14 protein-coding genes and 2 pseudogenes are annotated in these 20,249 nt (G+C 68.0%); 9 read left to right on the forward strand and 7 right to left on the reverse strand.

The window, feature by feature from the left end; genetic code table 11:
- Both P3H15_RS49075 and P3H15_RS49080 read right to left on the reverse strand, forming a co-directional pair.
- On the reverse strand, positions 1-306 hold a 306-nt coding region (locus tag P3H15_RS49075; RefSeq protein WP_276143983.1), incomplete at its 3' end, for a hypothetical protein.
- Positions 307-742: 436 nt separating this feature from the next.
- The gene (locus tag P3H15_RS49080; RefSeq protein ID WP_241031607.1) at positions 743-991 is read right to left on the reverse strand and encodes a hypothetical protein; all 249 of its coding nucleotides are present in this window, start codon (positions 989-991) and stop codon (positions 743-745) included.
- A gap of 1,100 nt (positions 992-2,091) precedes the next feature.
- Between P3H15_RS49080 and P3H15_RS49085 the strand changes: the two are divergent.
- From P3H15_RS49085 to P3H15_RS49095, 3 genes and pseudogenes are all read left to right on the forward strand, one after another.
- Positions 2,092-2,292 (forward strand): annotated as a pseudogene (locus tag P3H15_RS49085) (carboxylate--amine ligase); the annotation flags it as partial.
- A gap of 197 nt (positions 2,293-2,489) precedes the next feature.
- Positions 2,490-2,990 carry a GreA/GreB family elongation factor gene (locus P3H15_RS49090; RefSeq protein ID WP_276143984.1) on the forward strand — a complete coding sequence of 167 codons (501 nt, stop codon included), beginning with the start codon at positions 2,490-2,492 and terminating at the stop codon, positions 2,988-2,990.
- A 1,032-nt stretch (positions 2,991-4,022) separates the two neighbouring features.
- Positions 4,023-4,223: a hypothetical protein gene (locus tag P3H15_RS49095; RefSeq protein ID WP_276143985.1), complete on the forward strand. Its 201-nt coding sequence runs from the start codon at positions 4,023-4,025 to the stop codon at positions 4,221-4,223.
- Between the two features lie 45 nt (positions 4,224-4,268).
- On the opposite strand, the gene P3H15_RS49100 is transcribed toward P3H15_RS49095, so the two are convergent.
- A complete protein-coding gene (locus P3H15_RS49100; protein ID WP_276143986.1) occupies positions 4,269-4,697 on the reverse strand; it encodes a WS/DGAT domain-containing protein in 429 nt (142 codons plus the stop codon).
- A 3-nt stretch (positions 4,698-4,700) separates the two neighbouring features.
- Positions 4,701-5,804 (reverse strand): wax ester/triacylglycerol synthase domain-containing protein, encoded by a 1,104-nt coding sequence (locus P3H15_RS49105; RefSeq protein WP_276143987.1) that lies wholly within the window; start codon positions 5,802-5,804, stop codon positions 4,701-4,703.
- Positions 5,805-6,055: 251 nt separating this feature from the next.
- Here P3H15_RS49105 and P3H15_RS49110 point away from each other — a divergent pair, with 251 nt between their 5' ends.
- A complete protein-coding gene (locus P3H15_RS49110; RefSeq protein WP_276143988.1) occupies positions 6,056-6,592 on the forward strand; it encodes a hypothetical protein in 537 nt (178 codons plus the stop codon).
- 1,615 nt (positions 6,593-8,207) lie between these two features.
- Here P3H15_RS49110 and P3H15_RS49115 read toward each other — a convergent pair.
- The gene (locus tag P3H15_RS49115) at positions 8,208-8,861 is read right to left on the reverse strand and encodes a serine protease (protein WP_276143989.1); all 654 of its coding nucleotides are present in this window, start codon (positions 8,859-8,861) and stop codon (positions 8,208-8,210) included.
- A 460-nt stretch (positions 8,862-9,321) separates the two neighbouring features.
- Here P3H15_RS49115 and P3H15_RS49120 point away from each other — a divergent pair, with 460 nt between their 5' ends.
- Complete coding sequence (locus tag P3H15_RS49120) at positions 9,322-9,615, forward strand: DDE-type integrase/transposase/recombinase (RefSeq protein ID WP_346348875.1); 294 nt, start codon at positions 9,322-9,324, stop codon at positions 9,613-9,615.
- 573 nt (positions 9,616-10,188) lie between these two features.
- Here the strand turns inward: P3H15_RS49120 and P3H15_RS49125 are convergent.
- Positions 10,189-10,260 (reverse strand): annotated as a pseudogene (locus P3H15_RS49125) (hypothetical protein); the annotation flags it as partial.
- 637 nt (positions 10,261-10,897) lie between these two features.
- Here P3H15_RS49125 and P3H15_RS49130 point away from each other — a divergent pair.
- The 4 genes from P3H15_RS49130 to P3H15_RS49145 all read left to right on the forward strand — a co-directional run bounded on the left by P3H15_RS49130 (position 10,898) and on the right by P3H15_RS49145 (position 16,951).
- Entirely contained in the window at positions 10,898-11,392 is a 495-nt protein-coding gene (locus tag P3H15_RS49130; protein WP_276143990.1) for an SRPBCC family protein, read from the forward strand.
- A 1,048-nt stretch (positions 11,393-12,440) separates the two neighbouring features.
- Positions 12,441-13,157 carry a thioesterase II family protein gene (locus tag P3H15_RS49135; RefSeq protein ID WP_276143991.1) on the forward strand — a complete coding sequence of 239 codons (717 nt, stop codon included), beginning with the start codon at positions 12,441-12,443 and terminating at the stop codon, positions 13,155-13,157.
- The gene (locus P3H15_RS49140; protein WP_276143992.1) at positions 13,154-13,984 is read left to right on the forward strand and encodes an SDR family oxidoreductase; all 831 of its coding nucleotides are present in this window, start codon (positions 13,154-13,156) and stop codon (positions 13,982-13,984) included. Before P3H15_RS49135 ends, P3H15_RS49140 begins: the two co-directional genes overlap by 4 nt.
- Positions 13,985-14,212: 228 nt before the next feature.
- Complete coding sequence (locus tag P3H15_RS49145; RefSeq protein ID WP_346348876.1) at positions 14,213-16,951, forward strand: non-ribosomal peptide synthetase; 2,739 nt, start codon at positions 14,213-14,215, stop codon at positions 16,949-16,951.
- Here the strand turns inward: P3H15_RS49145 and P3H15_RS49150 are convergent.
- Positions 16,927-20,249 (reverse strand): amino acid adenylation domain-containing protein (locus tag P3H15_RS49150; RefSeq protein ID WP_276143994.1); only part of this gene is annotated, 3,323 nt, incomplete at its 5' end. The genes P3H15_RS49145 and P3H15_RS49150 overlap by 25 nt on opposite strands.

The raw sequence follows: 20,249 nt of genomic DNA on the forward strand, positions 1-20,249 counted from the left end.
CGGTCGCGGTGGCGGAGTGGTCGGCGCCGAATCCGACTGTCCTGGTTCATCGCTCCCGTCCACCGACGAGCTGTCGGTGTGCGCCTGCCGTCGGCGCAGTATTCGGTGGGCGTGGTGTCGGATATCGGTGGTCGCGCCCAACCGGTGGTGCGGTTGGCCGGTCATCTCGTGGAATTGCTCGGACCGAAACATGTCGGCGCTGTCGATCGAGTTGGCGTCGCTGGTGCGCGCGTCGGGACCGCGGTCGCCCGCCGGGGTGTCCCGGAGGATGGGGAGTGGTTCGAGTTCAAGGTGCGCAGTACGCACGGGCCGCTTGGGGGTGCTCCGGCCTCTCCCGGTCGACCTCGAGCAATTCTCCGCGCTGCTCGAGGTCGACGCTGTCTACGGGGGTGGGCGGATCGACCTGCGGACGGGGACACATGGCCGGCCATGATCGAGGACGAGGTATTCGACGACGAAGCCGACGACGACCCGGACAGGTGATTGCATGTCCCGTGCGTCGTATCACGCGCGGGCTATTGCGACATGGAGTTGTTCATCGCCGCGGTAGCCGACCCCGCCGTTGCCGACCAGCTCTGCATCGCCATCTCCGGGCTTGGTGCGTTTGCCGATTCAAGGACGTGCTGTCACAGTCGCCCGAAGAGTTTCATCGAAACCGGCTGTTCTCGGGCGAGCGCAGATCTGGCGGCACACGCGAATTGAGTTGCCCCGCTCGGCATGCACGTGGTGTGTGCTCGGTGGGTTACGGGACCGCGAGGGCGTGGGTATGCGTTTCGACCGCACGCTTCAACTCGGCCCTCGACAGGGTCCTCGAACCGCACGCGCACCGGGCCGGCACTTCGTCGTCCTCGAACCTGGTGGACTCGAGCATGTCGACATACTCGGAGCCGAGTCGGTCGCCGTGATGCGCGGTATCGACACGGTCGCGTGAGCCGTGGGCGCCGGGACCACCGCCGGCCACGATCACGGGGCCCTCGTCGGTTCGATACACGGTGGCCACGCGATGACTGGCCGGGCATGTGACACGAACGATCGCGTGATCACTGCGCCCAACGCCGAGAGCCTCCAAGGCCTTCCGGGCTATCCGGCGACGGTCGAGGGGCGAAGGTTCCTTGGTGTCCATGGATCCATTGCACACCTTTTTGCCGTTGACTTGAAGCGCAGGTCCGCCCGTGCGATCGGGAGCAATGATCGATACCCGGTGGGTGCGACGCGATGGTGCGCGTGTGAGTGAGCTTGTGGATTGGAGGTCGGCGTAGTTCCCCGAGCTCTCGGTGGATGAGTGAGGGCGCCCTTTCCGATACTGGCCGCTGGCGGTGGCGGCAAGCGGCGACCGGAGGCCACAGTCGTTCGAGTTCCACCGGCCCGGCCGGGCAGCGGCGGCAGCGTGTCCTTTGGCTGTTGCCAGGGCGTGCTCGGCCTCGGCCAGGGCGGCGAGCTTGGCCTCCCAGCGGGCCTCCAGGCTGCGGGCGACGAGCCAGGTCTCCGGCTCGACCGCGCCGAAGGCGCGTTCGGCCCGGTCGGCCTCGAGAACATGCTCGACTGGTCCCGCGTCGGGGCCTTCCTGGCTCGAAACGTGTACCCGAGGAACGTGAACTTGGTGTTCTCATAATCGAGGAACCACGTGCGGTCCTTGCAGTACACATCGTCGTTTTGGTCGGATGCAGTTGCAGCGCGACTTGCTCCATCGTGTTTCCGACGCGGCCAGCACGTTTCTGGCCTGCCACTCGGTCACGCAATGCACGACCCCGCCGTCATCGGTATAGCGTTCGAACTCAACGATCGGGAACTCTCGTTCCAGCCAGGAGTCGAATGCGTGGTGCATGAACAGCTTCGCCGAAACTGCCGAGATCGCCGACCTCTGTGGGGTCCGTGATCACGCTCGCCGACCCTGCCCTCGGGCGTACTTGGGCCGAGTACCCACCGGCCGAGCTTGCCGAGCCTTTCCGGTGATCGACCCGCCGGCCGTGCGGCCCGGATTCGGCCGCGATCGCACGTGTCGCCGGTGCTACCTGTGGGTCGGTGAGTGTGGTGCCAGGTTTGCTGGAGGGGGACGCGATCGAATCGGCACATGTCGGGCAGGAGCGCACGATGGCATCCACGGTGTCGACGAACCTGGGTATTTCCTGTTTTCCCTGCGGCAGCTCGGCGGACGCCCTTCCCACGATCGGTGTCGAGGAGGAGTTCCTCCTCGTCGAGTCCCGAACCGGGACACCGTGCCTGTGCAATGCCGCCGTCGCCGAGACCGGTAGCGACCTCGGCAATGCGCTGCAACTCGAGCTCTCGCGTTGCCATCGAAACCGCCACTCGAGCCGGTCGGTTGCCGCGTTGATCCTCGGCGCCTACGACGCCGTTGCCCGCCACCGAGGCCGTGCAGCGTTGATCCGACCGCGTTGACCCCGGTAGGTTCGGGGCAGAGGACGGCCAATGACTGGAGTACATGTCATCCACAAGGCCACAGCCAAATACCGCCGACGGCAGGGGCGAGATTGAACAGCCGCGATGAGGGCGAACCGGCGCTGGCGCGTGGCCGCGTCGCCGACCAGATGGCAGAGCTTCGTGCGCGTCGGGAGCGGATGGCGGCCGAGCTCGCCGAGCGTGACCGGGTTGGTGACAGCGCCGACGACGCCGACGCATTGGAGCGCGGTGATGCACTGGCGGTGGTCGACGATCGGATCGCGGAACTGGGCGCCTGGCTCGAGGGTGATCGCTCGACGACGGGCACCGCGGACACGCTCCCCGTGGGAACAGAGTTGTCCCTGCGGTTCGCCGACACCACGGTCACCGGGGTGAGGATCGTATCGATCACCGAGGAGATTGCCGGGGGCGACGAGAGCACCGTGACCGCCGACAGCCCGCTGGGCCTGGCCCTCGCCGGGCATCGGCCCGGTGACACCGTCATCTACACCACTCCGCGGGGGCCCCAACGGGTCCAGCTGCTCTCGCTGACCCTGCCCGCTGAAACCCCTGAGGGTCCCGCGGACCGTTAACCTCAATGTCGCGTTATTAGACGGTGAGGATCCCGCCGGCGAAGTCGAGCGGAACCTCGGGGCTGGGCGTCATCTTGTGTGCACGCCCTGCTTTACGTGCTGTCACAAGTCCCGACGGTAGACCCGGTACCGGTCATGTGCGACTAGGGGTTACTCGACGTCGGAGGCAACACAGTCCTTGGGCTGGTGCTGACCGTGCCTGGTCGCCGGCCGGGGGCGAGGTCACCGTGCGGGTGCCCCCTAACGGGGCGGTAGGGTCTCGCTGCCGGTGACTTTGAGACGCTGCGACCTGCGCGTTTCTCATGTGTCTCACGATATTGCCACCGCGATCTGTCTCCACTTCCTGGGCATTTCCTCGGGAACAGCGCGATGCGGGCGGGCCGTGCTGAGGCGGGCGGACGGGATGGCCCTGATAACTGGAGTCGGGAGTGGTTGGGGCAACACGCGCTGGTCCATTGGTGGGGCCACAGCGAACACCCCGTGGAAGTCGAGAAATGGCCGGTGTCATCGACAAACAGATCAGGTTCGATGCCACCCGAGAGGTGCTGCAGACACTCGCAACCGGGACGGCGCGCGCGGTGGTGACGCGGCCGAGCTACGCCGGTGCCCTCCGCGCACCTGCCCCGTGCGGGGGAGTGCAGGTCGCTGCTTGGGGTACCGCTGTCGTTCCTGTCCGTGCGCCCGATTCCCCGGGGGTGTACGCCGATCCGAACGTGCACGGCCGATGGCGGGTGTCAGATCGCCCCGGATCGCCTCGTGCGGTTGTGCCGCGTTGTGGGTCCGGCTCCCCCGGATGGGCCCGGTGCCAGTGGTTCTACCCGCCGGCGCGCCCGCTCCGAAGTTGAGTCACTCGGTCGTCGCCGATCGTGGGCACAGAGGGTGGGGAGTGAGGGAGTGGGAGCAAAAGAGCTGGTCGGTAGAGGAATTGTGTTCCGTCAGGGGGTGGGGTGCGGGGGTAAATGGGCGCAAGATCCAAGGGTGAAAGACAGTCATCGTTGCGGCGGGTAGCGGATCTTATCAACCCAGCGGATAGTGTTCGCCCACCTCGACCGCACCCGGCTCCCGTACATCCCGGATCAGCAGGCGGCGCTCGGCGCGAACCGCAACGGCCGCGCCCGTGTGGTGGGGGAGGCCAAACGCACCCATGTCAAGCACACCGCCCGCCGGTTGGTGTCCCAGGGCGCCGCCCGCGCTTTGACCGCCCCAGCGGATCGCGGGAGTGGGATCGAGTGATGGGTGTCACCGTGCCTGATGACGCGCCGCCGACCTCGCCGCCAGTCACCGAGGGGGGCGGCGGGGGCGCAGGTGTCGGACGTTGCGTGTGCATGCGGTCAGTTCGGCGAGGGCCTCGTGCAGCTGCCCGGTCACGTTCCACACGTCGGGAACCAGTTCGCGGCAGGCGAGGACTCCGACATCGAGGTGCCGGTCGTAGGACATCGCGGCGATGGTGATGCCGGCGTGGTCGGTGACCGCGGAGACGGGAAAGTTCCCGGTCACCTCGGCGCCCGCGGCGTACACCGGCCGCGCGGGGCCGACGGCGTGGGAGATGACCAGGTTGACCGGTGGTGTGGGGGTGGTCAGTGCGCGCAGCGGTGTGCGCGAGATCAGCCCACGCACCGCCTGCGGCAGCCGGGCGCCGAAGTCACGCACGACCGTGGCGGGTGCCGAGCGGAGACGCCGGGGCGCCGCGGTCAGCGAGGTGTGCACCCTCTACAGGCGCCGGGCCGGGTCGTCGTCATCGGTGGGCAGCGCGACGGGGACCAGGGACAGCCGGGTGCGGGCGGTCGCGAACGGTCCGGTCTCGGTGCGCACCGAGACCGGCATGGCCGCGGCCAGCGCCGTGCCGGGCAGGGCGTCGTGGTCGATCAGCCAGCGGCGCAACACGGTGGTGCACAGCGCCGTCACCACGTCGTCGACGGTGAACCCCAACGCGGCCCCCACCGCGGCGACCTCGCCGAGCGGCAGTGAGGTGAACGCGAAACGCCGGTTGGCCGTGACCGGGCCGTTGAACGGGGTCTCGGGCGGGGTCGGTGCCGCGGGCGGTGGCGCCGGGGGCAACCACCGTTGCGCGAACCGGGCCAACCTTCGAGTGAGCATGCCCGCGCCGGGAACGGTGCTGGTGCCGGCGAGTTCGGGCAGGTGCGGGGCCATCTCGAGCGAGGACCACAGCAGCTGGGTGGGCAGGGTTCCCAGATGCCATACGCTCTTGCCGACCATTCCCAGGACGCCCGCCGCCTGGTACTGCTCGTCGCTGAAGCGGTGCGGCACCACGCGGGGTCGCGGGCTGGTGTCCATCAGCACCGCGAGGGCCTGAGCCACGGTCAGACCGTCGATCACCGCGGGGTGCACCTTGGTGTAGATCGCTTGCCGGCCGCCGGTGAGACCGTGGACCAGCCAGCACTCCCACAGGGGCTTGTTGCGGTTGAGGGGGCGTGCTGCGAGACGGGCGATCTGTTCGGCGAGCTGCTCGTCGGTGCCCGGGCCGGGCAGGGTGGCCTCCCGGACGTGGTAGCCGAGATCGAGGGACTCCGAGTCCACCCAGTAAGGCAGGTCGAGACCGAGGGGTACTTCCTGCAGCCGCCACCGCAGCGGCCCCACCAGGTGCAATCGGCTACCGACCAGCGCCCGCAGATCCGTGGCCGCGAGCCCACCTCCCGGCGTCGTGGGGCCCAGGACACTCAGGGCCCCGACATGGGTGAAGGTCGTCGAGGTCTCGGCGTCGAGTAACTGCGCATCGAGGGAACTGAGCTGGCATGAGCGGTATCGGGGTTGCGTGAGCCACGGCGCCCGCAGCTCACAAGCCGTACAGCTCACGCTACCGCGCGGATCTGCCCTCCGGTGCCGCCCGGCAACGAGTTAACCCAATCCTCACAATGAGTCGACAGTGGGGGTGAACGGCACGCGATGCGGCGCTTCCACGCCGTCAGCGATGCGGTGGAGACCCCCGCGGTCCGCGAAGAGACGAGGACCCGAGATCTACGGGCAGGACTACATCGACGTGATCGGGGCGACGTCCGTCACCGAACTCGCCGACGTCATCACCGCGATACTGGGCGCCGGCCGAGATGCGCCGCGAACCCGGCCGCATCACCGTCACCCCGACGGCCGATCGCGATCGTCACGTCTCCCTCGAGTTCGGGCCGATCGACGACACCGCCCGCAAGGCGCCCGACCTGTGGCCGCGACGGATCACGATCACCCATCAGCGCGGCGCCGAAGACTGCCGGCGGTGGACACACCACACCTACGACTCCATCGCGGACCGCCGCAGCTGGGAGCTGACCCTGTCCTCGGGTGATCAACCCGACTCTCCCGCCCCGAACGCATCGGACTCGACCGCGCCGCGGGCACTCTCACACAAGGACGCCCGGGCACCGCACGTCGGGCTACCGATCGCCGGAGCGGTGACACCGCAAGGACACCGACGACAGCGGACGAAATGCGACCCCGTCGGCTACCGGATCATCCGGGACTGGGCAGCATCCATCCTTGATGGGACCGAGGGGGTTCTCGGTATCACATACCGGGCATGCGACGACGCGGACAGATTCTCCGTCGTCATGACGATTAACCCAGCGCCGGTGTGGGGCTCCGCGATCTGATGACGGTGTCCCAGGGCCCGATCATGCTCGATGACCGTACCGGGTTGGGGCTGGTCAGATTCCATTTCGCGACGCAGAACGCAACACCAATCTCAGTCGAACTCGAGCCGCGCGCGCAGTGACGGCCTCACCGGGCGGTCGATTCAATTTTCCACGTCCCGACGGGTGTCGCACCGAGCGCAACCCGGTCGCTCCCCGAGTCGAGGCCCGCGATCGGCGCAGCGTGTTGACCCACAGCGAACGCCGACTCGGGTGGCGCCCGCACACAGGTGATCTAAGGAGAGTTTGGATGACTTAACGGACCCTCGTGCGGGCGGCCGCGGTGCTCGGTGCGGCATCTCTCGCACTGGCAGGCTGTAGCTCCGGCAGCAGCGACAATTCCGCCAACGGAAGTGGCGGCTCCGCTTCGGCCACCGAGGGATACATCGTCGTCGGCGGGTGATCGCCCATCCCGCACAACGGCTGCGACCGGGTGAGGCTATCGGTGCTGTTCGCGGCCACGAAAGAAACCGGCAAACCCATCAGCGCTGTCGAACCCAGGAATGGTGTCGAACGCGGCGTTCAGCTGCCGGGATCGCCCCGATCCCCGCCTGACGGACGGATTTACCGACTCCGCGGTCTCGACCCGCGTGACTGTCCGGCGACCAGCACAGCACCAGGTCTACCCCGACGGACCGGCCGTCGTGCTCTCACTTTGTCCACGGTGTAACGCCACGACCATGAGTACACCCTGCACGTGAGGATGGTACGCGCAGTGGAACGGGTAGGCCCCCGACCGTGTGGGGGCCGTGAACACGGCGGTGCCGCCGCCGTCGACGTCCCGACCGAAGTCGTCGCCCCGGTCGGCCGTGACGCTGTGCTCGACGGTGTCCTCGATGTTGACGGTGACCTGCGCGCCGGGCCCAACCCCATGGGGTGGCGAAGCGGAAGCCCTCGATGGTGATCGTCGCCGCCGCGTCCGGGCCCGAATTGGTGCCGGATTCGGCGGCTGCCGACCGGCGTCGAGGAATTGGTGGCCGGCGTGTGGTTCGCCGATGAGCTGCAGGCCGCGGCCAGCCCGACGGCGAGCGCGCAGACCACCATCGCGCCGCATCCGCCCCGACGCTCGCGCGCACGCTACCGGCGCCGCGTTGGCCTGCAGCACCCGTCGACCACGCGATCAGTGCACCGTCACGGTGAGCGCCCAAGCCAATCGAAATGAACCGGACAATGTGAACCCGACAAGGCAAGACAGTCTTCCACCGTTGAGCATAGGACCCGGAGAGCACCGGCACATTCGGTCTCGGCCAACCCGATCTGCCGAGGCCACCCGAGCCGACTCCCTGTACCGCTGCGTCGGTGCTGTCGCGGCTCTTCACCACGAACCCGGGACGGGTGACCTGAACCCTTCGTCGCCGCGCCCCACGGACGATCGCTGCAGAACCGCGCCAGGGTTCGGTGTGTAGCCGTTCCGGCTGAGAGGGTGACCTCCAGTCGGATGCTCCCCTCGCGGTTGTGCCACGTGGTCCGACCCGAGGATCCAACAATGCGACTGGCTCTCTGGTTGATACGCACACACCCACGCTCAGATTCGCTGGCGGGGGCCTTCTGAGGTCAATCATCAACGGATTCAGGCTCATATGGGCCGGTAGCCGGCGCCGTACCCGCCCGTTGCGTTCATGTCGGCGACGATCGAACTGATGTTGGTGCCGACCTCCGGGCCCACGCACGATGCGACGAGGTAGGCGTTGACCATCGCCACCAGCGTGGTGCCGACGACAACCGGTGCGCCCGAATCACCTTCGACGACGCATACCTGCGTCCAGGTCTCCCCGGTACCGAGCAGGTCCCCGTACACGATGCCGCAGGTGTTGCCGGTGGTGCGGCCCTCCTTGCACGCCACCTGCGGGAACCCGGCCGGTGCACCGATCCCTGTGATGGTGACGCTGCCGACCCGGTTGACAGGAATCACTTCGCGGGGATCGAACTGGATCACCGCGTAGTCGAGAGCCGGATTCGACACGACGAAACGGCCGACCACACCACTGTCCTGCGCGGTCTCCGCCACCACGGACGCACCGACGGCACCGCAGTGCCCCGCCGTCAACCCGACCAGCCGTCCCGCATTGTCGTGCCCGATCGTCGTGAGAGAGCAGAGTAATTCGTCGTTGACGATGATCCCCGTCCCGCCGCCCATCACCACCGGCGGCGCCGCCGTCGCGACACCCACGAGGACGGTCCCCAGAAGGCCGATCGTCGCTGCGACCACCGCCGCGAATCGTGTCAACATTGCTCGAGCCCTCCCGGTACCACTCCGACGGTCGCATCCGTCTCGACAAGGATCGACCCACGCACCTGGCCGGTCTCGGAGATCGATTCCCGCGCACCGCGGGTGCTCCACATCCATCACCGACCACCGTTCCCGGGCTGGGCCCGATTCGCATTCGCTTGTGTGGGTGCATGTTCCGGAAGCTCGGGATGGATACCGGATCGACGACCCACCCGCCACCCACCGAAGAAACCCACGGGCTCGCCGGCACACAGGGGGTCGGGGTCGACCGGAACACACCCTGTAAGTGTCCTCCGATCAGCATCGATTCCACCAGACCGGCGCGGACGTGACGATGGAACCCGCACGGCACGGGGATGTCTGTAGGAGTGGGGCTGGGCGAGGTTTCTGACGATCAACGGGGCACGCCGGTGCTTGTGGAGGGCCGTCGACCGGCATAGGACCCGTCCTCGATATCCTGGTGCACGCTCGCAGGGACGGTAGGGCTGCGACTCCGTTCTTCCGGAAACTGTTGAAGAAACAAGGGTGTCGGCCGCGGGTACCGGTCACCGACCAACTCGGCTCCTACCAGGTCGCGCACCGGAACATGATGTCGTCGGTGGAGCATCGGCAATCGAAATGTTCGAACAATTCGGCGGAGAACTCCCATCAATCTGGTCGGGAATGCCGCCACGACCTCCGCGCCTGCACACCGGTGTGCGAGAAACTGCACAGGCGACTGCTTCGGTGGTCAACGCGTGTCGTCCGGTCGTAGCGTTGTAGGGGAGCGGGACTGGCCGGTGTGCACGCTCATCCCCAGAACCACCTGTCGTGGCGCCGACCTGAAGAACCAGGATGCCCGACTGCGGCAACCGTGCGCATCTCGGTATCAACGAGGCGGGACGGGGTTTGAGTGCGTCACGCAGACAACGGGAGTCAATCACGAATAAACGGCCACCGTATCTGTTGACCGGAGTGGGGGCGGCTACAGCAGTATCGGTCGGCTGGTCGCCGAGCTGCTCCTGGGTCGCGGCGCACCCGTGCGGGCGATGGTTCATCGCGACGACGGCGGTGCCGATGCCCTGCGGGAGTGGGGAGCGGACATAATGGTGGGCGATCTGACTCGCCCGGCCGACGTCGCTGCGGCGTAGCCGCGTGACGCGGGTGTTCTTCAATATGAGTGTCTTCGCGGACTATCTGGAGGCCGCTGCGGTTGTCTGCGCGATCGCCGACGAGCGGGGCGATCTCGAGGTGCTGGTGAACATGTCGCAGATGACGGTGTTGCAGATGACATCGACGAGCACCGGGGAGTCGCGGCACCAACGACTGCACTGGCTCGCCGAGCACCTCATGGACTGGTCCGGTCTGCCTGGCAGGCCAACACGTACCCCGGGCAGATGTAGGCGGACTGCACCCCGTCGCCCTCGAGGTCGGCAGCGGCCTTGCCGGAGACCCAGACGTTGCGGTGCCTGCACCTCGACGGCCGCCACCGAGTCCGCGAGCAACACCATTGCGCCCCCTGCTAGCCCCACGGCCACGTCCTGGTGATCAGCTGTAGCCGATGTGGCAACGGCCCCCTGGTCACCGGCACCGACGAGGCCAGCGTCGAACTGCCACAACCAATCCTCACCTGGCTCGAAGGCCACGGATGGACCACAACCCCAGAGCTCGTCTGCGGCAACCACAACAGGTGACGACCACTCGATGCCGAATCCGACGAACACGGCGCCGCGGTCAACGGAAGCGAGAGACCTGCGTCTGGAGAATATAGAAACCACAAGTACTTTATTGCGCCAATAACATACTGTGAGTATGTTTGATGTTGACAAGTTCGCCGCACCGACGGAACGGTGTCGGGGCTGGCTCCGACGACGGGTGGGCCCACACTATGCGGCGAACTGGTCGCTGACGTTGGATGTGCCGATCCGGTAGACCACGCTCCTTGTTGTGCTGCGCCCGGACGAGGCGTTCAGGAGACGGCTGAACGATCGAACAGTCGATCCGCGGGTCGTTGCAAGCCCCCGGTTCCGGTGCAACAACACCGAAAGGCGAACAAAATGATGCACACCCAGCACAGCGCGGTCGCCACCGTGCCGATCGACGTCGCGTTCGACTTCATCGGCAACTACCGCAACGTCCCCACCTGGGTGTTCGGCATCTCGCGATTCGATCCCACGGGCACCCTCGACCACGGCCTCGGCGCCACCTTCGACGCCGCCATGCAGGTCGGCTTCACAACCCTCCATTCGATCCTCACGATCACCGCCTGGGAAAGAAACCGACTGATCGCCCTCGACTCGATCGACGGCTTCAGGAACACCTCGATCTGGCGCTTCACCGCCACCGGGGTCGGCGAGACTCAACTGACCGTGGACTTCAGCTACCAACTCCCCAGTGGACTGACCGGAAAGGCTCTCGGTCGACTCCTCGAACCCTTCGCCGCTCAAGCGATCGGCTACACCGAATTGAACCTGCGGCGCCGGATCGAGGGCTTCAATGCCGACATCCGTACGACCCACCCCTGGGATCCGGGAAGCGCCGCGGCCGGATGAACGCGCCGTCGACGCATTTCAGCGCACACCACCCCCACGACCTTGATCAACCGAGGCCCCAGTGTCCCGCCCGACACCTGTCCCCACGCCGTGGCGTCGAGCCGGCCTCGACCGCCACGGGGCCCTGAAACGTACCCGGCGAATCGAGGCCGGTCCCCAGCGACTTCTCCACGCGTACTGCTGCGTCCCGCCCGCCGCGCAGGACTCCCGGGGCGCCGAAATCGCGCATCCGCGGCGAAGTTGATCCTCCCCACGCACACCGCACGATCGGCGTGCGCCGCCGGCGGATGCTCTCGCCTCCCGGAGCTAGCGAACCGGCTCCAACTCGGGTTCGCCCCGGCGACGACGCCGCATGCCTCACCCGATCCGGCGGATGATCGAATCGACCTCGCTTCCCGAGGCAGCAAACCGGACACCCCCGCATCCCGGACACCCCCGCATCGGAGGGTCTCGCAGTCACCGTCGCCTACAGCCGGGATCTGCGCGTTCACCCAGCGTGACCGAGCAGGACTCTCGCCGTGGGGGCATGCCACCGTCGGCATCCGATCGTGGATCGACGTGCCACCGAACCTCATCGACACGCGTGTCGAGAAAGGATAACGATCGTTTCGTGACACGTATCGTGAGGTCGTCGCCGATCCCTCCGCGGACGGCGTTCTCGCTGGCGATCCTGGTCCCGCTGTGCAACTCCACCGTCATCTCGGGGAACAGACGAGGTGGTCGGTGGCCGAGATCGGTTCGCGGGGAGCGACGCGGCAACCGTTCGAGTGCGGGCGTCGAGGTCGGCCGCCACCTGGGTGACGGTGAACCCGCCGATGTGCTCCGTTGCCTCGGTGTACGACACCGTCCGTCAGGACGGTGTCGTTGCGGTGTGCCGCTCTCGAGCTGGTAGATGCCGAGCAGGTACTGCTTCATCACGATTTCTCGGGGAGGGTGTGTGCGGCCCCCACCGTACGCAGGCGATCGATTCTCGAACCGGTGTCAGGTCGGCAGCCTAGGGTCGAAGGGGATTGGTCGTCCTCATGTCGGCACAAAGGGAGGTGAGGCGGTGGAGCCGCCGACGACTCTGGTGTGCCTGCCGTACGCGGGGTCGGGTGCCTCCTTCTTCCGTGAATGGCAGGGATTCGCGCCGCGAGGCCTGAAGATCCTCCCTGTGCAGCTGCCCGGCCGTGAAGAGCGGTTCGCGGAGGCGCTCGTCACGACGGTGGCTCAGGCCGTGAACGATCTCGTTCCCCGCGTGCTTCCCGCGGGACGGGGCGCGTCCCGCGTCGCGATCTTCGGGCACAGTTTGGGTGCTGTTCTCGCCTTCGAACTCGCCCACCGGCTGACTGCGGAAGGCGGTGTCCCGCTGAAAAGATTGTTCGTGAGCGGGTCGCCCGGGCCGGCGACGGTCCGGGAGATCCGGGCGTCGTCGTTGGCGGACGCACAGTTCCTCGGCCAGGTCAACGACCTGGCCGGGTATTCCCATCCGGCGCTGGAGAACCCGGAACTGCGCGAACTGCTTCTTCCGGTCCTTCGCGCCGACGTCGAGATGCACGAGAACTACCGCCCGCCGCCGCACCCGCCCTTGGATGTCCCGATCACCGCTCTGCGCGGTCGTGAGGATCACCTGGTCAGTGCCGCGGCCGTGGCCGAGTGGGCCACGTCCACCACCGCCGCGACGTCGGTGCTCGAGGTCGACGGCGGACACATGTACCTCACCGAGCATCCGCACGCACTGGTGCGACTTCTCGCCGCCCAGTTGTCCGAGCCGGACCTCCGATGAGCGGCGACCTCACCGGGAAGACGGCGGTCGTCACCGGAGCAGCACGGGGTATCGGCCGCGCCTGCGCCATCGCGTTCGCCGCCGACGGTGCCGATCTGATGCTCGTCGACATCACCCGGAACCTGCCCGGGGTGCCGTATCCGCTCGGCTCTCGCAGTCAGCTCGACTACACCGCCGAACTCTGCCGCGAGCACGGTGTCTCAGTGTTGACACAGGCAGTCGACGTCCGTGCGCTCAACGAGATCAGGACCGCGGTGGATGCGACGCACGAACGCTTCGGCCGAGTCGACGTCCTGCTCAACAACGCGGGAATCGTCGCGCCCTCGGGGAAACTCGCCCACGAAATCGGCGAGGACGAGTGGCAGCTGATGATCGACGTCGACCTCTCCGGTGCGTGGCGGGCCATCGCGGCAACGGGCCGGATCATGATGACCCAGCGGAGCGGGAGCATCATCAACGTCGCGTCGACCGCGGGCCTGGTCGGATACAGCCGGTTCGCGGGATACGTCGCTGCCAAGCACGGAGTGGTGGGCCTCACCAAGGCGGTCGCACTCGACTACGCGCCGAGCGGTGTCCGAGTGAACGCCCTGTGCCCGGGTTCCGTGCGGGACAGTCCGGAGTTCGAGGGCCGGATGCTGTCCGAGATCGCGCGTTCGCTCGGCATCGACGTCGCGGAACACGAGTCGGTGTTCGTGCAGGCACAGCCCACCAATGCGCTCATAGAACCGGAGGACGTGGCGGCCGCGGCGCGGTGGCTCGCCTCGGACGACGCTCGGCACGTCACCGGGACGGTGGTCACGGTCGACGGAGGTTTTACGGCCCGCTGAAGGCCTGCCGGGGGAGCCACTGGAAGCTTCTTCCGACGACCGATCTTCGATAGGATCGTGCTTATGCACCAATCCCATTGGGGTCGGGCTGGGCTGGCGCGTACGTCGTACGGCCATGCGATGGCGGTGCGTGTTCCGTGTGGTGTGAATCCGGAAACTATTGCGGCTGCGCTGGATACGGCATCCCGCTGCTGGTGGGATCCGGGGGCGCGGCCGACGCGGTTGTGGGTGGAGAATGTGCGCGCCGGGTCCGGATCCGAGGAGGCGTGTCGACGGCTCGAGGCCGAGGTGCACCGGCCGGTGGCCGTCGACGGCCCGGTGATCCGGGTAGTGCTGGTGCAGTACGCCGACGCCGTCGCCGACCTCGTGGTGGCGGCCGACCGGCGTGACCTGGACCCGGGTGCACTCGCCGTCGTGTGTGACGTCCTCCTGGGTGCCGTCGACGCCGACACGGTGACGGCGAAGCCGATTCGCCGTCACGTCGACGGTCGTGCCCTGCTGGCGTACGCGCGCCGTCGCCGCATCGCGCGGCCCCGGCGTACTTCGCAAGGGAGGCCGCTGCACACCGGGGTACCACTGGAACGAGGCGACGGGGACGTGACGACGGACGTTGCCGTTGCGGCGGCGGTGGTCACCGCTCGCTACGACGGCCTCGACTCGGTGACCGTCCCGGTGTGGGCGACCTATCGGAGCCGGCCGCGGAATGTGCTCGGCGGATCCGAGAAGTGCGTCTGCTTGTCGATCGACACCTCGAGAGCCCGCGCATCACGCGACCTTCTCGACGAGGCTGACGGCGTTCTGCACCAGGAGGATCGACGCCGGCCGCTGGACATCGCGGAGGCATGTCATCCGGCAGGCAGGGCTGCAACGCAGGTCGGTGTGCTGGGCACGGTACTGTGCGACCCCGCGCGCACGTACCTCCCGTGCCAGTCCGCGCCGTTCCCGATCACGCTTCTCCCGGTGGTCGGCACCGACGGACAGGCCACGCTCGAGGTGTACGCCGACCCGGCGGCCGTGGACGAACACGTCGCTGCCCGGTTCGGCCGTCAGGTCGCGCAGGTGGTGCACAGTTTCCACGGCCCGACTACCGGTGCACGGCAACGGATGCCTTCCGTATTCACGGACGAGGATGCGTCGTCCGTGGGCGTTGGCGTGCGAGCCGCAGCGGCCACGCTCGGGAGCAGGATCGAAGACGTGTTTGCGATGCGCGCGCGGGCACGACCCGACGCTGTCGCTGTCACTCACGGTCGGCGGACAGTGACGTACTCGGAGCTCGACGAGCAGTCGCGGTGGGTGGCGCGAGCCCTTCGCGAGCGAGGAGTCGCGCCAGGTGATCGCGTCGGAATCTGCCTGGATCGGTCGATCGATTTGATCGTGACGATGCTCGCGGTGCTCCGCGTCGGTGCGGCCTTCGTTCCGATGGACGTGCGACATCCACCGGATCGTCTCGCCTACACAGCAAGCGATGCCCGAGTTCGGCTGGTCGTGACCGACATCGACGCGAGGGGATGGGGCGAGAGCGCATCGGCGGTGACACTGCAGGAACTCGAGATGTCGGCATTCCCGGCCACGGACGTCGCGGTCGGCGTCAGCGCTGCTCCGGCCTACGTGATCTACACGTCGGGATCGACTGGTCGGCCGAAGGGCATCGCGGTTCCGCACGGCGCGGTGCTGGCGCTCCTTGCAGCCACCGCCGACGAGTTCGCGCTCGGTTCCGACGACGTCTGGTCGATGTTCCACTCGCCTGCGTTCGACTTCTCGGTGTGGGAGATCTGGGGCGCACTGCTGACCGGTGCCAGGCTCGTCATCGTGCCGTACTGGATCTCCCGGTCGCCGGTCGAATTCCACACCTTGCTCGCCGAGGAACACGTCACCGTCCTCAGCCAGACACCATCGGCGTTCGTGCCTCTGGTCGCGGCCGACCAGGACCTCGCGCCGCTGGACTCGCTCCGGCTCGTCGTGTTTGGGGGCGAAACGCTCGAACCTCGTGTCGTGCTGCCCTGGCTCGACCGGTATCCGGAGTCCTCCTGCCGACTGGTGAACATGTACGGGACGACCGAATCCACCGTCCACGCCACAGCTCACACCGTGACGCGGCGGGACGCGCTGACCGACTCGAAGACCGTGGGAAAGCCGCTGCCGGGATGGGAGATACAGGTGACGGATGAGTACGGTCGCCCTCTGCCCGGCGGGATGGCCGGCGAAATCTACATCGGCGGCGTCGGGGTTTCGCTCGGCTACCTGAATCGTCCGGCGATGACGGCAGGACGCTTCGTCGCTGCTCTCGGCGGTCGGCGCCGATACCGCACGGGTGATCGGGGCCGGATGCGCGACGACGGCGCCCTGGAGCACCTCGGACGACTCGACGCCCAGGTACAGATCCGGGGCTTCCGGGTGGAACTCGGCGAGGTTCGCGCTGTTCTCCTCGACGATCCCGCGGTGACAGCAGCGGCCGTGGTGCCGTCGGGGCGGCCAGACGGCCCGTCCGGGCTCGCGATCGATGCCTATGTCGTTCTCACCGAAGAAGATTCGGCCATCGTGCCGACGATACGGCGGCGAGCCGCACGATTCCTACCGGACCACATGGTGCCGCGGACCATCACGGTGGTCGATGCGTTACCTCTCACCGTCAACGGGAAGCTCGACGTCACCCGGCTTCCCGAGCCCACTCCGCCGGCGCGGCGACCGTCGTTCCGCGCACCGAACGAGGTGCCCGAGATCAGCGAAGCGCGCAGCACCGAGGCCAGTCTCGTCGACATCTGGGAGTCGGTGCTCGGCGTCGCGGTCTCCCCGGACGACAACCTGTTCGAACTCGGCGGGAATTCCCTGTGCGCCATCAAGGCCGACAGCATGATGCGGCGGCTGGGCCTCCCGGCGCTGCCTATGCGGGAGCTGTACCGGCATCCGAGCATTCGCGGCATCTGTGACACCCTGGCGCGGCTCTATCCGCCCCGACCGGACACGTAGGTTTCGACGATCACCCCGATCGCCCGTGCCGGCCCCGGTTGCATCATGTCGTTGTGTGCGCAGTCGACGCGATCTATCTGCACGGCGCCGGTGATCGAGTCCCTCCATCCGGCGCTGATGGATGGCGCGCTGCCGGCGAGGCGACTGTCCGCCGCGGTGAGCAGGAGCGCGTCCCCGCGAAAGGCTCTCGGGACGAATCTCGTCGATAGCAGGGTCGACCGGGCATATCCCTCGGCGATGCGCCGCAGCTGGTCAGCCGTCAGGGCGGCCGCGGGACCGTAGACCTCGCCAAGGCGGCGGCTGGCGTCGGAGTACGTGAGAGACCGGGTATCCGCGCCCGACGCGACGTCGACTCCCAGACCACGCAGAAGCTCCCCGACGTCCAACGATCCGGGATCGACCGTCTCGTCGCCGGGGTAGCTGTCCAGGAGGACGAGGGACGCGACCTTCTCACCCCGGTCCTGCAGCTCGATGGCCATGGCGTGGGCGATCAGCCCACCGAGCGACCAGCCGAGCAGATGATACGGTCCCGCCGGTTGGACGGCGCGGACCTCGTCGAGGTAGCGGTGCGCGAGTTCCTCGATCGAGTCGTACTCGGGACCGCCGCCGAGGGACGGCAACTGCAGTCCCCACACGGGCCGGTCCGGTGAGAGATGGCGCGCCATCCCGCTGTACGCCCACGCCAGGCCCATCCCGGCATGGACGCAGAACATCGGGGCAAGCCGACCATTGCGGTGCAGCGGCACGAGAACCCGGAGCGCTTCGTCGGCGGACGCGGGCAGAGCTTCGGTCGCGAGGCGGGCCGCCAGGCCTGCGGGAGTGGGGTCGAGGAAGAGGGCCGGAAGTGGCACCGGGCGGCCCAGTCGCCGTTGCAGGTCCGCGGCGACGCGGACCGCGGACAGCGAGGTGCCGCCGAGTGCGAAGAAGTCGTCGTCCACTCCGATCGGGCGGTACTTGCCGGTATCGACGACGTCCGCGAAAGCCTCGACGACCGCTCGCTCCACGGCCGTGGACGGGGCACGGAACTCCTCGGAGCGGGGGCCGAACTCGGGTTCCGGGAGGGCCGAGCGGTCGAGCTTGCCCGCCGGCGTGAGCGGCACCGCGTCGAGTACGACGATCGCCGCGGGCAACAGATACCGCGGAAGCTGCATCGACAACGCCGTGCGCACCGCACTCGCGTCGACGTCCGAGCCGGGCGCACCGCGGACGTAGGTGACGAGTATCGGTTCCCCGTCCGGGCCGGCCCGCCCGACGGTAGCGGCGAAACCGATGTCCGGGCGCGCCAACAGGATCGAGTCGACCTCGCCCGGCTCGACCCGGAATCCGCGCACCTTGATCTGGAAGTCGGTGCGCCCGAGGTGTTCGAGCGTGCGGTCGGGCCGGGTCCGTACCAGGTCACCGGTGCGGTACATCCGTGACCCCGGGGCGACGAACGGGCAGGCGACGAAACAAGTCGCCGTCGTGGCCGGGCGAGCGTGGTAGCCGCGGGCCAGGCCGGACCCTGCCAGGTACAGCTCACCCGGGGTGCCCGGGGGTACGGGATGCAGCCGGGCGTCGAGGACGGCGGCGGTGAACCCGCGAACGGGGCGCCCGATGGTGACGGGTTCGGCCGGTGCCAGTGGATCACTGACATGCGACCAGATCGTCGTCTCGGTCGGACCGTACAGGTCGAGCATGCGCCGGCCGGGCGCCCACCGCCGGACCAGGTCCGCCGGGCATGGTTCACCGGCGACGGTGAGGACCCGCAGTGAGTCGAGTCCCGTCGGGTCCAGTGATGCCAGCGCGGTTGGGGTGATGAACGCGTGGGTGATCCGCTCACCGGCGAGGATTTCGGCCAGCGCCGGCCCGCCATAGGTCAGCGGGGGCACGAGCACGACCCGGGCCCCCGCACAGAACGCCATCGTCAACTCGAACAGCGACGCGTCGAAACTGGGGGACGCGAGATGCGAGACCTGCGCATCGGGCGTGACCTGGAGGTGGTGACGTTCCTGTTCGAACAGGTTCGCCAGACCCCGATGCGACACCACGACCCCCTTCGGGGTGCCGTTGGATCCGGACGTGTATATCAGGTAGGCGGGGTTGTCCGGGCGCAGCGGAGCTGCGCGGTCGACGTCGGTCACCGGCGTCGCAGGACGGTGCCGCATCTGCGTCTCGAAGTCGGGATCATCGAGCACCAGCCACTCGAGCGTGTCCGGCAACTGTGCGCGATACCGGGCGACGGTGACGCCGAGTACCGCTCCGCAGTCGGTGAGCATGTGGGCGATCCGGGTGGGCGGATACGTCGGGTCGACGGGTACCGACGCCGCACCCGAGCGGGCGACCGCCCACACGGCACGGACCCACGCGAGCGACCGCGGCAATGCCAGGGCGACGAACCCTTCTGAGACTGCACCCCGAGCGATGAGCAGCCGGGCGAATTGCGCGGAGTCTTCGCCGAGTTGCCGATAGGTGAGAGTGCGGCCGGCGTCGGACACGGACACCCAGTCGGCGTGCCGCTCCGCCGCCTCGGCCAGCAGGTCCGGCCACATCCGCACCGGCAGGTCGGGCGGTCCGGAGATCGACGGGTCCTCGTCCTCGACGCCGAGCGTGAAGTCTCCGACCGGGACGTCCGGGTCGGCGACGACCGCGCCGAGGAGACGGATCAGACGATCGGCGAAGCCCTGCACGGTCGCGGCGTCGAAGATGTCGGTGGCGAAGGTGAATCCGGCGGCGATCCCGTCCGGCTCCCCGGACTCGTCGAACGTTTCGGCGACCACCAATTCGAGATCGACCTTGACGACGGGCGGGCTGTACCCGGCGACCGTGACGGTCAGGTCCGGCAGCGTGATCTGGAGTCGCTGGACGCTCTCGAACTCGAGAGACACCTGGAACAGCGGTGAGCGGGAGGTCGACCGCGCCGGATCGACGGCCTCGACGACGCGCTCGAAGGGCAGGTCGGCGTGCAGGAAGGCGCCGAGGTCGACGTCCCTGGTGACGTCGAGTACCTCGGTGAACGACCGGGAGCCGTCGACCGGTGTGCGAAGCGCGAGGGTGTTGACGAACATGCCGGCGAGGGGGTCGAGCCGGGGATCGGGGCGGCCGGCGACGGGGGTGCCGATCACGATGTCGGAACTGCCGCTGAGGCGTGCGAGGAGGACCGCGAACACCGCGTGGATCGCCATGAAAAGCGTCGAGTTGTTCAGCCGCGCCGTTCTCAGCAGTGACCGGTGCAGGTCCCTGCCGATGTGGAACGCGACCCAGGCCCCGTGGTGGGTGCGGTGGGTGGGTCGGGGTCGGTCGGTGGGGAGGGGGAGGGTGT

The organism is Rhodococcus sp. T2V (genome assembly GCF_029269925.1).
Taxonomy (GTDB): Bacteria; Actinomycetota; Actinomycetes; order Mycobacteriales; family Mycobacteriaceae; genus Rhodococcus_F; species Rhodococcus_F koreensis.

Bases quoted from the DNA above. Each gene is read 5' to 3' on its own strand.
- P3H15_RS49115 (WP_276143989.1), bottom strand. From the start codon at position 8,861: ATGTTGACACGATTCGCGGCGGTGGTCGCAGCGACGATCGGCCTTCTG.
- P3H15_RS49130 (WP_276143990.1), top strand. From the start codon at position 10,898: ATGATGCACACCCAGCACAGCGCGGTCGCCACCGTGCCGATCGACGTC.
- P3H15_RS49110 (WP_276143988.1), top strand. From the start codon at position 6,056: ATGCGCCGCGAACCCGGCCGCATCACCGTCACCCCGACGGCCGATCGC.
- P3H15_RS49140 (WP_276143992.1), top strand. From the start codon at position 13,154: ATGAGCGGCGACCTCACCGGGAAGACGGCGGTCGTCACCGGAGCAGCA.